12 protein-coding genes are annotated in these 14,039 nt (G+C 67.1%); 9 read left to right on the top strand and 3 right to left on the bottom strand.

All coding sequences use genetic code 11. From position 1 onward, the window contains the following. Positions 1-4 precede the first annotated feature (4 nt). The 5 genes from BLW48_RS33335 to BLW48_RS33315 are packed head-to-tail and all read left to right on the top strand — an operon-like array spanning position 5 to position 5,571. A complete protein-coding gene (locus tag BLW48_RS33335; protein ID WP_093179951.1) occupies positions 5-817 on the top strand; it encodes an IclR family transcriptional regulator in 813 nt (270 codons plus the stop codon). Then, entirely contained in the window at positions 814-1,803 is a 990-nt protein-coding gene (locus BLW48_RS33330; protein ID WP_093082090.1) for a tripartite tricarboxylate transporter substrate binding protein, read from the top strand. The genes BLW48_RS33335 and BLW48_RS33330 overlap by 4 nt, the downstream gene beginning before the upstream one ends. A 17-nt stretch (positions 1,804-1,820) precedes the next feature. Next, positions 1,821-3,257, top strand: coding sequence for an acylating sulfoacetaldehyde dehydrogenase (locus tag BLW48_RS33325; RefSeq protein ID WP_093179982.1), 1,437 nt, complete (start codon positions 1,821-1,823; stop codon positions 3,255-3,257). A gap of 2 nt (positions 3,258-3,259) precedes the next feature. Then, the gene (locus BLW48_RS33320) at positions 3,260-4,777 is read left to right on the top strand and encodes an AMP-binding protein (RefSeq protein WP_093179949.1); all 1,518 of its coding nucleotides are present in this window, start codon (positions 3,260-3,262) and stop codon (positions 4,775-4,777) included. Further along, positions 4,774-5,571: a sulfite exporter TauE/SafE family protein gene (locus tag BLW48_RS33315; RefSeq protein ID WP_093179948.1), complete on the top strand. Its 798-nt coding sequence runs from the start codon at positions 4,774-4,776 to the stop codon at positions 5,569-5,571. Before BLW48_RS33320 ends, BLW48_RS33315 begins: the two co-directional genes overlap by 4 nt. Before the next feature lie 122 nt (positions 5,572-5,693). Here BLW48_RS33315 and BLW48_RS33310 read toward each other — a convergent pair whose 3' ends face one another. Together BLW48_RS33310 and BLW48_RS33305 are read right to left on the bottom strand one after the other, a co-directional pair. Then, on the bottom strand, positions 5,694-6,461 hold the full coding sequence (locus BLW48_RS33310) for a barstar family protein (protein WP_143047861.1): 768 nt from the start codon (positions 6,459-6,461) through the stop codon (positions 5,694-5,696). 22 nt (positions 6,462-6,483) lie between these two features. Beyond that, positions 6,484-7,710, bottom strand: a complete 1,227-nt coding sequence (locus BLW48_RS33305) for a DUF2252 domain-containing protein (RefSeq protein ID WP_093179945.1) — start codon at positions 7,708-7,710, stop codon at positions 6,484-6,486. A gap of 103 nt (positions 7,711-7,813) precedes the next feature. Here BLW48_RS33305 and BLW48_RS33300 point away from each other — a divergent pair, with 103 nt between their 5' ends. Continuing rightward, positions 7,814-8,998 (top strand): hypothetical protein, encoded by a 1,185-nt coding sequence (locus BLW48_RS33300; protein WP_093179943.1) that lies wholly within the window; start codon positions 7,814-7,816, stop codon positions 8,996-8,998. Then, positions 8,991-10,046 carry a DNA methyltransferase gene (locus BLW48_RS33295; RefSeq protein ID WP_093179981.1) on the top strand — a complete coding sequence of 352 codons (1,056 nt, stop codon included), beginning with the start codon at positions 8,991-8,993 and terminating at the stop codon, positions 10,044-10,046. The genes BLW48_RS33300 and BLW48_RS33295 overlap by 8 nt, the downstream gene beginning before the upstream one ends. A 16-nt stretch (positions 10,047-10,062) precedes the next feature. Here BLW48_RS33295 and BLW48_RS33290 read toward each other — a convergent pair whose 3' ends face one another. Then, on the bottom strand, positions 10,063-10,881 hold the full coding sequence (locus BLW48_RS33290) for an IclR family transcriptional regulator (protein ID WP_093179942.1): 819 nt from the start codon (positions 10,879-10,881) through the stop codon (positions 10,063-10,065). 114 nt (positions 10,882-10,995) lie between these two features. Here BLW48_RS33290 and BLW48_RS33285 point away from each other — a divergent pair, with 114 nt between their 5' ends. Further along, complete coding sequence (locus BLW48_RS33285) at positions 10,996-12,636, top strand: GMC family oxidoreductase (protein ID WP_093179940.1); 1,641 nt, start codon at positions 10,996-10,998, stop codon at positions 12,634-12,636. A gap of 67 nt (positions 12,637-12,703) precedes the next feature. Then, positions 12,704-14,017: an MFS transporter gene (locus tag BLW48_RS33280; RefSeq protein WP_093059473.1), complete on the top strand. Its 1,314-nt coding sequence runs from the start codon at positions 12,704-12,706 to the stop codon at positions 14,015-14,017. Positions 14,018-14,039 lie beyond the last annotated feature (22 nt).

The following is a 14,039-nucleotide window of genomic DNA, read 5'->3' as shown; positions in this document are numbered from 1 at the left end:
CCTCATGGACTCCACGCTTGCCAAGGGCCTCGCCGCCATCGAATGGATGGTGCGCCAGCAGCGCGACTGCCGCGTCACCGAACTGGCCCAGGCCTTCGGCATGGCACGCAGCAATGCGCACCGCACGCTGCAGACGCTGGTCGAATGCGGCTGGGCCGTGCAAGACCCGGACACGAGCGCCTACCGGCCAAGCCTGCGGCTGTTCGAGCTGGGAGCCATGGTGTCCGATGCATCGGACATTGGCGCTCTGCTGCGGCCCCACCTCGCGCTGCTGGCTCAGGCCACGGGCGAGACCATCCACCTCGCAGTGCTGGACGACGCCGAGATCGTCTACCTCGACAAGTTCGACAGCCCGCTGCCCGTGGCCGCGTACTCGCGCATCGGCGGTCGTGCGGCGGCGTACTGCGTGGCCTCGGGCAAGGCGCTGCTCGCTGCAGCCGCGCTCGACGTGCCGGCACTGCAGGAGCGCCTGGGCACGCTGGTCGCGCACACGAAGAACAGCATCACCGACTTCGACGCCCTCTTCAGCGAACTGGAACGCTCGCGCGCCCGCGGCTATGCCGAGAACCGCGAGGAGTGGCGCATCGGCGTCTGCGGCCTCGGCGTGCCCGTGCTCAATGCGCGCGGCGAAGCCGTGGCGGCCGTCGGCATGAGCGTGCCCTCGATCCGCTTTGCGCGCACACAGGCACGCGGGCTGGCAGATCACCTGATGGCCTGCGCGCGCGACGCCAGCGTCACGCTGGGCTATCGCTTGAACGCCGCACCGGCCGTGCCGTTGCCGCCGACGCCCATCACAAAGAGAAGGAGATCGGAATGAAGTTGTTCTTCGCCCCCTGGCTGCACGCCGGGCTGCTGGCTCTCGCCGCCTTGTCGTCGCCCTTCGCCGCACAGGCGCAGAACGGCAGCGACTACCCGACGAAGCCGATCCGCCTGATCGTGCCCTACCCGCCCGGCGGCGGCACCGACGTGATCGCGCGCATCGTGCAGGAGCGCTTTCAAACGCTGCTGGGCCAGCCGGTGCTGATCGACAACCGCGGCGGCGCAGCCGGCTCCATCGGCACCGAGGTGGTTGCCAAGTCGGCGCCCGACGGCTACACGGTGCTGTTCACTCTGTCTTCGCACACCATCAATCCGGCCATCTACGCCAAGCTGAGCTTCGACACCGCCAAAGACTTCGCGCCAGTCGGCATGGTCGCCTCGCTGCCGCAGATCCTGGTGGCCAACACGCAGTTCGCGCCCAACACCGTGGCCGAACTCATTGCGCTGGCCAAGGCCAAGCCCGACAGCATCGCCTTCGCCTCTGTGGGCAACGGCTCGCCCGGGCACCTTGCCGGCGAACTGCTGAAGCTGCGCACCGGCACGCACATGACGCACATCCCCTACCGTGGCGGCGGCCCTGCCGTAACCGACGTGATGGGCGGGCAGGTGCCGCTGCTGTGGGTGTCGATTCCGGCGGCCGCGCAGTTCGTGAAGGCAGGCAAGCTCAAGGCGCTCGCGGTGTCCACCACCAAGCGCAGCGCGGCCTTCCCCGACGTGCCGACGATGCAGGAAGCCGGTGTGCCCGACTTCGACGTGGACTCGTGGTACGCCGTGTTCGTGCCCGCGAAGACGCCGCAGCCTGCCATCGACAAGCTCAACCGCGTGATCAACACGGTGGTGAAGGAACCGGACATCCGCGACAAGCTGCTCGCACAGGGCAGCGAAGGCGTCGGCGGCACACCCGAACAACTCGGCAAGGTCGTCACCACAGAACTCGTGCGCTGGCAAAAGCTCGCCAAGGAAGCCAGCATCAAGGTCGATTGATCGACACGGACAGACTCATGGAAAACGCAGCCCCCTCTTCCCCCATCGCCGAACTCGTGGCGCGCGCACGCGCCGCGCAGCGCATCTACGAAACCTGGTCGCAGGCGCAGGTCGACACCGCCGTGGTCGCGGCCGGCTGGGCCATCATCGAGCCGGCGCGCAACCGCGAGCTGGCCGAACTGGCCGTGGCCGACACCGGCGTGGGCAACGTCGAGGACAAGGTGCGCAAGAACCACCGCAAGACCTTCGGCCTGCTGCGCGACCTGCACGGCGCGCGATCGGTCGGCGTGATCGCAGAAGACCCGGTGCGCGGCATCGTCGAGATCGCTCGGCCCGTGGGCGTGGTGTGCGCCGTCACGCCATCGACCAACCCGGGTGCCACGCCGGCCAACAAGATCATCAATGCGCTCAAGGGGCGCAACGCGGTCATCGTCGCGCCATCGCCCAAGGGCTGGTCAACGGCGGCGCGGCTCATCGAATTCATCCACCAGCAGTTCGACCGCATCGGCGCGCCGCGCGACCTGGTGCAGCTGCTGCCCTCGCCGGTCAACAAGCAATCGACCGCCGAGCTGATGCGCCTGTGCGACCTGGTGGTCGCAACCGGCTCGCAGGCCAACGTGCGCGCGGCCTATGCCAGCGGCACGCCGGCCTTCGGCGTGGGCGCGGGCAACGTGGCGGGCATCGTCGACGAAACGGCGGACATCGCCGCAGCCGCCGACCGCATCGTGCGTTCGAAGACTTTCGACAACGCGACCAGTTGCTCGTCGGAAAACAGCCTCGTCATCGTCGACGCGGTGCGCGCGCAGACGCTCGCCGCGCTGAAAGACCGCGGCGCCGTCATGCTCGCCGACGCGCAGAAGGCCACGCTGCAGGCGCTGATGTGGCCCGAAGGCAAGCTCTCGCCCGCCGTCATCGGCCAGTCGGCACGCACCATCGCCGAGCGGGCGGCCGCCATCGACGGCGCCAACCGCGCCGCCTGGCTGGCAATTGCCGATGCCGATCCGCGCATCCTCATGGTGGCCGAAGACGGCGTGGGCCACGACCATCCGTTCTCGGGCGAGAAGCTGAGCCCGGTGCTCGCGGTGTATGCGGCGCGCGACTTCGCGCACGCCATGGCCACCGTCGAACGCATCTATGCGTACGAAGGCGCGGGCCACTCGGTGGGCCTGCACAGCGCGGTGCCCGAACGTGCGCTCACGCTGGGCCTCACGCTGCCGGTGTCGCGCGTCATCGTCGACCAGGCGCACTGCATTGCCACCGGCGGCAGCTTCGACAACGGCCTGCCGTTCTCGCTGTCGATGGGCTGCGGCACCTGGGGCAAGAACAACTTCTCGGACAACATGAACTACCGCCACTACCTGAACATCACGCGCGTGTCGCGGCCGATTCCGGAGAAGGTGCCGAGCGAGGAAGAAATCTTCGGCGCCTTCTTCGCCGAGCACGGCGCGAAGTAAGCATGACGGCGGCTGCAACAACGGTTCATGCGCTGATCGAGCAACAGGCGCGGCAGCAGCCGCACGCGGTGTATGCCCGCGCCACCGAGACCGAACGCCACCTGGGCTACGGCGAGCTCGCGACCGGTTGCCGCCGCGTGGCGGCCGTGCTGCGCGGCCTCGGCATGCAGCCCGGCGACACGGTGTCCGTCGTCATGCCCAACGGCCTGCAGACCCTGCGGCTGCTGCTGGGCGCGATGCACGGCGGCTTCTGCGTGAACCCGGTCAACCTGCTCTCGCAGCCGGAACAGATGCGCTATGTGCTCTCGCACTCCGACTGCCGTGTGGTCTGCGTTGCGCCCGAGTGGGAAGAGCGTGTGCGCGGCATCGTCGAAGGCTTCGACCGGCCCGTGACGCTGGTCGTGGTCGACCCCGAAGGCGATGCATTGCCCGACGAGGAAGAACCGGCCGTCGACACACCGCCGCCCTCGCCCGATGCCGTCGCGCTGCTGATGTACACCTCCGGCACCACGGGCATGCCCAAGGGCGTGATGCTCACGCAGCGCAACCTCGCGGCCAACGCGCATGCCATCAGCGTCGAGCACGCGCTGCGCCCCTCCGACCGTGTGCTCGCCGTGCTGCCGCTGTATCACATCAACGCCTTTGCCGTGACCATGCTCGCGCCGCTCGCGCACGGCGGCAGCCTGGCGATGCCACCGAAGTTCTCGGCCGGCCGCTTCTGGGAGCAGGCCACGCAAACGCAGTGCAGCTGGATCAACGTCGTGCCCACCATGATCTCGTACCTGCTCGAAGGCCCGAAGCCGCCGCTGGCGCAGACGCTGGCCATCCGCTTCTGCCGCTCGGCCTCGGCTGCGCTGCCGCCCGAGCACCTGCGTGCGTTCGAGCGGACGTTCGGCATCGGCATAGTCGAAACCATGGGCCTCACCGAGACGGCAGCGCCTTCGTTCTCCAACCCCATGGACCCGGCCGCTCGCAAGCTCGGTTCGGTGGGCCGCGCGTCGGGCTGCATGGCCGGCGTGGTCGATGCCACGCTCGCAGCCGTACCCACCGGCGTGACCGGCGAGATCGTGATCCGCGGGCCCAACGTGATGCTCGGCTACTACAAGAACGAGGAAGCCACCCGCGCGAGCTTCACGCCCGATGGCTGGCTGCGCACCGGCGACCTCGGCCATCGCGACGAGGACGGCTTCTTCTTCGTCACCGGCCGCATCAAGGAGCTGATCATCAAGGGCGGCGAGAACATCGCGCCGCGCGAGATCGACGAAGCCCTTCTGCAACATCCCGCCGTGCTCGAAGCCGCTGCCGTAGGCGTGCCCGACCGCCACTACGGCCAGGAGATCGGCGTGTGCATCGTGCTGCGCGAAGGCCGCGCCTGCACCGAAGACGAGCTGCGCGAGTTCAGCGCCACCGCGCTCGGTCGCTACAAGGCGCCCGGCCACTACCGCTTCGTGCAAGACCTGCCACGCGGTCCCTCTGGAAAGGTGCAGCGCCTGAAGCTGTTGCCGCTTTTCGAGGCATGACGGCGGCTGAACTGCTGGTGCCGCCGCTGGCGCCGGTAACGCTGGTCTACAGCCTGTGCGTGGTTTTCGCGGCGGGCATCGTGCGCGGCTTCGCGGGCTTCGGCTTCTCGGCCATCACCGTGGCGGGCATGTCGCTGGTGGTGTCACCCGCGCTGGTCGTGCCCGCGATCTTCATGCTCGAAATCCTGGCAAGCCTGAGCCAGCTGCGCGGCATTGCGCGCGATGTCGACATGCCTTGGCTCAGCTGGCTGATGCTGGGCAACCTGATCTGCATTCCCGTCGGCGTGGCGCTGCTCGCATGGCTGCCCGAGACGCCGCTGCGCCTGCTGATCGGCGCGCTGCTGATGGCGGCCGCGCTGCTGCTGCGCGGCGGCGCGCACGTCACGCTGGTGCCCACTCGCGGCGTGCGACTGGCGGCAGGGCTGGCCTCTGGCTTCATCAATGGCGTGGCGGCCATCGGCAGCATCGCCATCGCGGTGTTGCTCAGCACGGCGAAGATGGCACCGGCCGCGCTGCGGGCCACGCTGATTGCGCTGCTGCTGTTCAGCGACGTGGTGTCGCTGATCTGCGCGGCGCTGATGCCTTCTTCAACCCATGCGTCGGGCAACCTGCTGGGGCCGGACACGCTCAAGTGGGCGCTGTGGCTGGCACCGGCGATGCTTGCCGGCATCTGGTACGGACAGCGTTCGTTCAAGGGGGTGTCGCCGGAGCAGTTCAGGAGGCATGTGCTGAACCTGCTGATTGCGCTGGCGCTGGTGAGTGTGGTGCGGTCGGTGGTGGGTCTGATCGGGTGAGCCATCCCCCTCACGGGCGCGGAAATGCTCAGGTGCCGAACGGGTAGATGCGTCAGCCGCCCGGTGCAGGCGAAGTCCGGACCACGCCTAGTTTCAACGGCCTCGCTGTAAACCCTCCAGCTTTAACACGCCGTGCTCAGACGAGCTCCGGCCTCAATGACGATCTGCTTGAAGACAGTGGCGTAGTCTGGTCTGCCCGTAGTTCGCGCAAGGAACGCGTCAAACCCAGCCTCGTCCGGAATACAGAACAGGATGCGCTCGGGTTGGTTGGCTCTCAGCACTTCCTCGAAGGCATCGAGGTTGCTGTTACCCGCATAACCCCAATCACCAAAGAGCGCTTCCCCCAGATGGCAATAAAAGTCTTCTATTGCTTGCAACCCTGTCACGCTCAGCACCACACGCTCTGTTACCAGTACCTGCCGCCAGTTTCGAGATGCAGCCAACTTCATGCAGGCCTCGATCCACGAGGGCCTGTACAACGGATTCAGCGCACGCCACCCAACGGGAACGCCGCCCAGCCAAGCATCCAGGATAAGAGCAAGCGGCATGCGGGCCCAGCCAACCGAGATGAGCCAATGGTGACGCGCTCCCGCGCGATGCAGCAGTTGCTTGCAATGGATTCCCGCGACGTCCACCTCGATATCACCGATGACTCTGCAGATCGTGTAGACAGCCCCCTCTCTCAACGCCGGGCAATTTTTCGGCGCCTCCATGCCTTCGATGACAAGGAGCAAGTCTTCGGTCTCGGTGCCTTCTTTTTCGATACACCCGTCGGGCAGCCCCTCGACCGAATCAAAGAATAGGACGATGTCGTCGCCATTCGACTCGCTCCGCAAGCAGTATTTCTTTTCAGGCAGAGGCTTTGAGGGCTTGGGCGCGTTGTCAGTCATTGAGTTCATAGGAGTAGCACGGCTAGGGCTTCGCCTTCGCAGGCACCATCGCCCCCGCGTCATAAGCCTCGCTGTAGACCTCCCAGTCACTCTCGACCTGCGCCGCGCACTGGTGCGCCGCATCCAGCAGGTCGCGCCGCCACGACTTCGCCGAAGCGCCGAAGTCGACCAGCGCATCCGCGATGGCCGAACCCTGGCGTCCTGAGCTGCGCAGGTGCGCCCAGGCCATCATCTGCCCCATCTCCCCGATCACGTCGCGGACCTGGTCGAGCCCGGTGTGGCGCACGTCGAGGGTCACCCGGTCTTCGCTGGGCTGCAGGTCGCGCAGCACGTAGGAAGACTTGCCGTCGACGATCGGGTGCAGGAAGGCCATCGACACGGCCTGCATGCGGCGCTGCAGCCCCACGATGCGGTGCGCATTCGACGGCCATGCGGGCTGCTTGATCTTCTTCAGGTGCGGCACTAGCGACGACACGGGTGCCTGCTTCAGGTCGAGCAGGTAGTTTCCGTCGGGCGATCCCTTGCCTTTGACGAGGACAACATAGCGCTCCACGCCCAGGCTGCCGGTGCCGGCGATGCGCCGCGCCACGTCGAGCACCTTGAAGAAGTCGGGGTTGTCCTGCGTTGCCGCGAATGCGCCGATCAGATTCTTCGCCCGTTCACGCCCGACCTTGTCGACTGGCAACGCATGCTCGCCGTCGCGCAGGATGCTTCGGCGACCGTTCTTCCGTTCGGTGCGCTTGTTCAGAAACTCAGGCCGGGTCCGGGCCTTGAGTTTCGCGAGCAGCTCATGGATCAGGCCACTGGCTGTGTCGCGCTCCACCCAGCGGGCCTTGCCGAGCGCCAATGCGCCGGCATAGCCTTCAAGAAACACCTTGCACAGCGCATTCGCATCGTCGCGCGAGGCGCGCAGGCTGTCGCCGGCCACCAGGATGCTCGTGAGGAAGCGCACCAGTTCCCACGTCACCGGCGCGAGGGCCGCTTCGTCGAAGTCGTTGAGATCGAAGTACGCGAGCCGGTTGTCGCCCTTGTAGCTGCCGAAGTTCTCCAGATGGGCGTCGCCGCACAGCCAGGCGGTCGGCGCCTTGCTGGTGAACAGTGCATCGGCCGGCAGGCGGTCGTAGAACAGGTGGCAGGTGCCGCGCAGGAAGACGAACGGACTGGAGCGCAGCTTCTCGTACTTCATCGCCAGGCGTTCGGGGTCGCGACCGGCGTTGAAGTTGCGGATGGTTTTGACGACATTCGCCATGGCGTTGCTTCTCCCGGTTGGTGAGCGGCAGATTCTCGTTCAACGCGCGCGGCGCGGTGTCGTATCGTTGCGGTTGCATCGACTCCTGACTCCCCCGCCCGACATGCCTTCCGCAACGCCCCGCGACAGTGCCACGCGCGCGCCCATCGTCCCCATGGACAGCGTGGCCGTCGCCGATCTGCCACGCAGCGCAAGCTCTCCGTTCTTCGAGCGCCTTCGCACCGCTGCCGCACAGGTCAACCTGCGTGCGCCCGACCCACGGCAGGCGGCGCGCTGGCACTCGCACACCATTGGCGGTGTCCGGCGGCGCCTTGCGCAACCCCTGACGTTCACGCCCTATGCGGCCGTTCAGCCATGCTCGGCGCGCTGCGGCTTCTGCTCGGAAAATCTTCGCAAGGCCGATGGCGGTGTGCCGGCCTCCCGGCTGCGGCCCGACGGCACGTACTTCGACGGTCTTGCCCGTGCGCTTCGGGCCTTGCGCGGCGTGCCGCTCTCGTGGTCGCTCTCGGGCCTGGAGACCAGCGACGACGCCGGCTGGATGCTGCAACTGCTGGCCACGCTGGCCGCGGCCGAAGCAAGCGACGGCCCGCGCGTCGAAGACCGCGTGCTGTACACCAACGGTGCCGGCTTTGCCAAGGCAGGCGGCGCCACTCTGACGCGTGCGCTGCAGGACTTCGGACTGAGCTGGCTGGAGCTGTCCCGCCACCACCACGAAGGTGCAACCAACCAGGCCATCATGCGTTTCAGGCCCGGGCTGGAAATCAGCGATCAGGTGGTATTCGAACGCACTGCGCGGCAACTGGCCGATGCGATGCCGTTGCGCCTGGTGTGCATTCTTCAGCGCAGCGGCGTCGCACAGCCACGGGACGTCTCGGCCTATCTCTCGTGGGCGCAGCAGCGCTGCGGCGCAGGCACCGTCGTCTTCCGTGAGTTCTCCCGGCTCGACGGCAGCTACCGGGACAACGCCACGGCGCGCTACCTGCACGCCCAGCGGGTGCCAATGGACGCGCTGCTGACAGCCTGCCTCGACGACGCCGCCGTCTCGCGCGGATGGACTGTCGAGAGCCTGACCGAGGGCTACTACTTCTGGAACCTGCGCCTGCGCACCGCGAATGGCCTGTCCGTGATCTTCGAGAGTTCCGACTACGGCGCCATGCACGCGCGCCATGCGACCGAAGACATCTACAAGCTGGTCTACTTTCCCGATGGACGGCTGTGCGCCGGCTGGGAGCCCGGGCGCGACGTGCTGCTCGACACCCGTTCGATGCAGGTGCATGCCGATGCCTAGCCACAGCTGGCTGATGCTCGACCACGAGTCGCCGCTCCACCGCCTGCCCGACGACCTGCGTGCGCGCGACCCGCTGGGCGCGCGCGACTGCGGGTGGGTCGAGCAGATGACACCGTTCGTGCGCCAGTTCTCGCAGCGCGGCGACACGGTCTTCGATCCCTTCGCGGGCTTTGGCACGACCTTGCTTGCGGCGCGCCTGGAAAACCGGCTGGCGGCAGGCTGCGAAATCGACGCGGACCGCATCCAGCTCATACACGAACGGCTGGCGCGCCACGGCATCGGCGACAGCGACATCACCCTGCTGCACGGCTCATGCGACACGCTCGACACCACCGCGCTGCAGCCCTTCGAGCTTTGCCTTACCAACGTGCCCTATTTCGGATGCCAGTGGTCGGGCGCCTCCACGGCTTCGCAGCTCTACGACAGCCGCAGCTATGCGCAGCACCTGGAGGGCCTGCGCAACGTGTTCCACGCCGTTCGCACGCGCTTGCGCGAAGGCGGCCATTGCATTGCGATGGTGCAGAACATTCGCCTCGGCGACCGCGTTCTACCCTTGGCTTTCGATCTCGCACGCATCCTCGGTGCGCTCTTCACCATGGAGGAAGAGCGCGTGCTGATCTATCCGCATGAGGGCGAAGCGACCGCCGACAGCGAAGCTTTCGCAGCGCGCACGGATCGCCGCCACGAATACGCGCTGGTGTTTCGCAAGCAGCGCGCGCGCATCGACCTGCAGGGCACAGCCCGGTTGCTCGACGCCCTCCGCGCACAGGGCCACGTCTTCACCCTGATCGGCAGCTTCGCGCGATGGCTGCACGACCCGCAAGGCACATCGCCGGCCGATGCCGACATTCGCGTCGACCCCGATCCGCAGCGCCTGGATGCGCTGTTGCATGAATTGCGCGACCAGGGCTTCGCGCTGACGAGCTGGGACGAACCCGTCGCCCTTCCCCTTCATTTCGAGAGCTACCGCGGGCGCTATTACTTCCGCGCGGAAAGAATCGACAGCGTCGGCGCCATGGTGAGGCTGGACATCGGCTACGAAGAGTAAGAGCAGGCCGGCAAGCTCAGAGCAGCCCGCTCATCTTCGTCGCCGCCGCCTTCAGCGCATCGATGCGCTTCACTGCATCGTCCATCGACATGCGCGCGGTCGGCGCATGCACCGCCAGCGCGGCGCGCACCGCGCCCGCCGCATCGCACACCGGCACGGCCACGGCCACCAACCCGGCGATGAACTCTTCGCGGTCGCACGAGTAACCACTCTTCGCAATCGCCTCGCACTCGGTGCGCAGCGCAGCGGCCTTGGTGATGGTGTTGGCCGTCATGCGTTCCAGCGGCAGCTTGTCGATGAGCGCATCGCGTTCCTTCTTCGGCATCTGCGCGAGAAACAACTTGCCGCTGGCCGTGCAGTGCAGCGGCACGTGCGAGCCCACGTCGAGCGTCAGCCGCAGCGGCCATTGCGCTTCGACGCGGTCGAGGTAGAGCACCTGCGCGCCGTCGAGCGTGGTGAGGTTGCAGGTTTCGCCCACCTGGCGCACCAGTTCCGACAGCACCTCGTGCCGCAGCCCGCGCACCACGCCGTGGTTCAGCGTGTCGAAAGCGAGCTTGCGCAGCGCGGGGCCAACGCTGAACGAGCGCTCGTCCACATCGCGCGCCAGGAAGCCGGTGGCCAGCAGCTGGGTGCAGATGCGGTGCGCGGTGCCCTTGGGCAGGCCGAGCTGCGCGGCCAGTTCGGCAAGCGTGAGCGCGCGGCCTTCGTTGGCCAGCAGCGCCAGCAGGCGCAGGCTGCGCTCGGCCGACGAACCGGAGCCGGAAGCGGACTCCGCCTCCTCTGGAGAAATCACTGCTGAGATCACTGCGGCAGGCGTGCGCGCGGAACGGGGCATGCGGGTAAACCTTAAAAATGGAACATTGCGTTCCGAAAATCATTGGCCTAGGATGCGGCCGAGCGAAGCGATTGTTCCACTCCCGGACCCCACAGGCCCCTACAGGACCCCTTCATGCCTGAAGAAGAGTTCGACTACATCGTCGTCGGCGCCGGCTCGGCCGGCTGCGTGCTGGCCGGCCGGCTGAGCGAAGACCCGGCCACGCGCGTACTGCTGCTCGAAGCAGGGCCTGCCGACCGCTCGTTGTGGATCCACCTGCCCATCGGCTACGGCAAGACGATGTGGAGCCCCACCTACAACTGGCGCTTCGAGACCGACCCCGACCCGAACATGAACGGCCGGCGCATCTACTGGCCGCGCGGCAAGACGCTGGGCGGATCGAGCGCGATCAACGGGCTGATCTACATCCGCGGCCAGCGCGAGGACTACGACCACTGGGCCGCGCTGGGCAACGCCGGCTGGGGCTACGACGACGTGCTGCCCTACTTCATCAAATCGGAAGGCAACCAGCGCGGCGGCGACGCCTTCCACGGCGGCAACGGGCCGCTGAGGGTTTCGGACATCGCCGCGAAGCACGAGCTGATCGAGGCCTTCATCGACGGCGCCGGGCAGACAGGCGTGCCGCGCACCGACGACTTCAACGGCGCCGCGCAGGAAGGCGCGGGCTACTACCAGCTGACCACGCACAGGGGCTGGCGCTGCAGCACGGCCAAGGCCTACCTGACGCCGGCCGTGAAGCGCCGCCCCAACCTGCGCATCGAGACCGAGGCGATGGCGCAGAAGCTGGTGTTCGAAGGCCAGCGCGCCGCCGGTGTCACGTACCGGCAAGGCGGCGAGCTGAAGACCGCGCGCTGCCGCGCCGAGGTGCTGCTGTCGGCCGGCTCGATCCAGTCGCCGCAGCTGCTGCAGCTCTCGGGCATCGGGCCGCGCGCGCTGCTCGATCGTTTCGGCGTTCCGGTCGTGCACGAACTGCCCGGCGTGGGCGAGAACCTGCAAGACCATCTGCAGATACGCCTCGGCTACGAGTGCACCAAGCCCATCACCACCAACGACCAGCTCAACTCCTGGTTCCGCCAGATGGGCATGGGGCTGGAATGGCTGCTGCACCGCACCGGCCCGCTGGCGGTGGGCATCAACCAGGGCGGCTGCTTCATGCGTGCGCTGAAGGATGAAAGCGGCAACCCGATTGCAGCCACGCCCGACATCCAGTTCCACGTGGCCACGCTCTCGGCCGACATGGCGGGCGGCAAGGTGCATCCGTATTCGGGCTTCACGATGTCGGTGTGCCAGCTGCGGCCGGAGTCGCGCGGGCATGTGCGCATCCGCTCGCTCGACGCGGCCGAGCCGCCGGAGATGCAGCCGAACTATCTCGCCACCGAGCTCGACCGCGCGACCACTGTGGCCGGCGTGAAGGCCGCGCGCGCGATTGCCGATTCACCCGCGATGCGCCCCTACGTGAAGCGTGAGGTGAAGCCCGGCCCCGATGCCGCGAGCGACGCCGACCTGCTGGAGTTCTGCCGCAACAACGGCGCCACCATCTTCCACCCCACCGGCACCTGCCGCATGGGCAGCGACGCGCTCGCCGTGGTCGATGCGCGCCTGCGCGTGCACGGCGTGGCGGGCCTGCGCGTGATCGACTGTTCGGCGATGCCGACGCTGGTGTCGGGCAACACCAACGCACCCGCCGTGATGATGGCCGAGAAGGCCGTCGACCTGATCAGAGAGGACGCAAGAGCGGCTGCAGCCGCGCACTGAGTTTTTTGTTTTTTGCAAACCCAAGGCCCGCAGAGGCCGCCACGACAACCTCATCGGAGACAACGACATGAGCGCAAGCGACGAGAAAGCGATTCGCAGGGTGGTGGTCTCTGCCCTGGTGGGCGCCACCATCGAGTGGTACGACTTCTTCCTGTACGGCGTAGTGGCCGGCATCGTGTTCAACAAGCTCTACTTTCCGGGCAGCGACCCGGTGGTGTCGACCTTGCTGGCGTACACGACCTTCGCGGTGGGCTTTGTCACGAGGCCGCTGGGCGGCGTGATCTTCGGCCACTTCGGCGACAAGATCGGCCGCAAGAGCATGCTCATCATCACGCTGATGATCATGGGCGTGGCCACCTTCCTGATCGGGCTGGTGCCCACGTACGCACAGATCGGCATCGCGGCACCCTTGCTGTTGTTGCTGCTTCGCGTGGCACAGGGCATCGGCCTGGGCGGCGAATGGGGCGGCGCGGTGCTGATGGCGTACGAATACGCGCCGAAGGAAAAGCGCGGCTTCTATGCCTCGCTGCCGCAGATCGGGCTGGCCATCGGCCTGTGCCTGGCCTCGGGCGTGGTGGCGCTGCTGTCGTCGCTGCTCACCGACGAGCAGTTCCTGGCCTGGGGCTGGCGCATCGCCTTTCTCATCTCCGGCGCGATGGTGATGGTGGGCATGTACATCCGCCTGCACGTGAAGGAAACGCCCGAGTTCGCGGCCGTGAAGGCGCGCAACGCCGAGCTGCGCATTCCGTTCATGGACATGATCCGGCGCTACCCAGGCAATGTTCTGAAGGGCATGGGCGCGCGCTACATCGACGGCGTGTTCTTCAATATCTTCGGCGTGTTCTCCATCAACTACCTCACGACCACCATCAAGATCAGCCGCACCGAAGCGCTGCTGGGCGTGATGGCCGCAGCTGTGGTGATGTGCTTTGCCATTCCCTTCTTCGGGCGCATGTCTGACCGGCTGGGTCGGCCCCGGGTGTACATGTGGGGTTCGCTCATTACTGCGGTGTCGGCGTTCCCGGGCTTCTGGCTCATGACGCACAGCGGCGGCAATGTGATGCTCATCTGGCTGTCGATCATCGTGCCCTTCGGCATCCTGTATGCATCGGTGTACGGGCCGGAGGCTGCTTTGTTCTGCGATCTGTTCGATGCGAAGGTGCGCTACACGGGCATCAGCTTCGTCTACCAGTTCTCGGGCATCTTCGCCTCGGGAATCACGCCGATCATCGCGACCGCGCTGCTGAAGTCTGGCGGCGGCGAGCCGTGGCAGATCTGCCTGTACGTGTTGTTCGCGGGCGTGGTGTCGGCGGTGTGCGCGTGGATGATCGGGCGGTCTGCCTCGCCGGCCGATGCGCCGGTGGCGGTGGCCTCGCGCTGACGACGAGGGCCGGCCAGCCCCG

This window comes from Variovorax sp. YR266 (genome assembly GCF_900107295.1).
GTDB lineage: Bacteria > Pseudomonadota > Gammaproteobacteria > Burkholderiales > Burkholderiaceae_C > Variovorax.
The sequence above is the reverse complement of the archived record's forward strand: the minus strand, read 5'-3'. Positions and strand labels throughout refer to the sequence as shown.

Bases quoted from the DNA above. Each gene is read 5' to 3' on its own strand.
- BLW48_RS33290 (WP_093179942.1), bottom strand. From the start codon at position 10,881: ATGCCCCGTTCCGCGCGCACGCCTGCCGCAGTGATCTCAGCAGTGATT.
- BLW48_RS33320 (WP_093179949.1), top strand. From the start codon at position 3,260: ATGACGGCGGCTGCAACAACGGTTCATGCGCTGATCGAGCAACAGGCG.
- BLW48_RS33310 (WP_143047861.1), bottom strand. From the start codon at position 6,461: ATGACTGACAACGCGCCCAAGCCCTCAAAGCCTCTGCCTGAAAAGAAA.
- BLW48_RS33335 (WP_093179951.1), top strand. From the start codon at position 5: ATGGACTCCACGCTTGCCAAGGGCCTCGCCGCCATCGAATGGATGGTG.
- BLW48_RS33300 (WP_093179943.1), top strand. From the start codon at position 7,814: ATGCCTTCCGCAACGCCCCGCGACAGTGCCACGCGCGCGCCCATCGTC.
- BLW48_RS33285 (WP_093179940.1), top strand. From the start codon at position 10,996: ATGCCTGAAGAAGAGTTCGACTACATCGTCGTCGGCGCCGGCTCGGCC.
- BLW48_RS33295 (WP_093179981.1), top strand. From the start codon at position 8,991: ATGCCTAGCCACAGCTGGCTGATGCTCGACCACGAGTCGCCGCTCCAC.
- BLW48_RS33280 (WP_093059473.1), top strand. From the start codon at position 12,704: ATGAGCGCAAGCGACGAGAAAGCGATTCGCAGGGTGGTGGTCTCTGCC.
- BLW48_RS33305 (WP_093179945.1), bottom strand. From the start codon at position 7,710: ATGGCGAATGTCGTCAAAACCATCCGCAACTTCAACGCCGGTCGCGAC.
- BLW48_RS33315 (WP_093179948.1), top strand. From the start codon at position 4,774: ATGACGGCGGCTGAACTGCTGGTGCCGCCGCTGGCGCCGGTAACGCTG.
- BLW48_RS33325 (WP_093179982.1), top strand. From the start codon at position 1,821: ATGGAAAACGCAGCCCCCTCTTCCCCCATCGCCGAACTCGTGGCGCGC.
- BLW48_RS33330 (WP_093082090.1), top strand. From the start codon at position 814: ATGAAGTTGTTCTTCGCCCCCTGGCTGCACGCCGGGCTGCTGGCTCTC.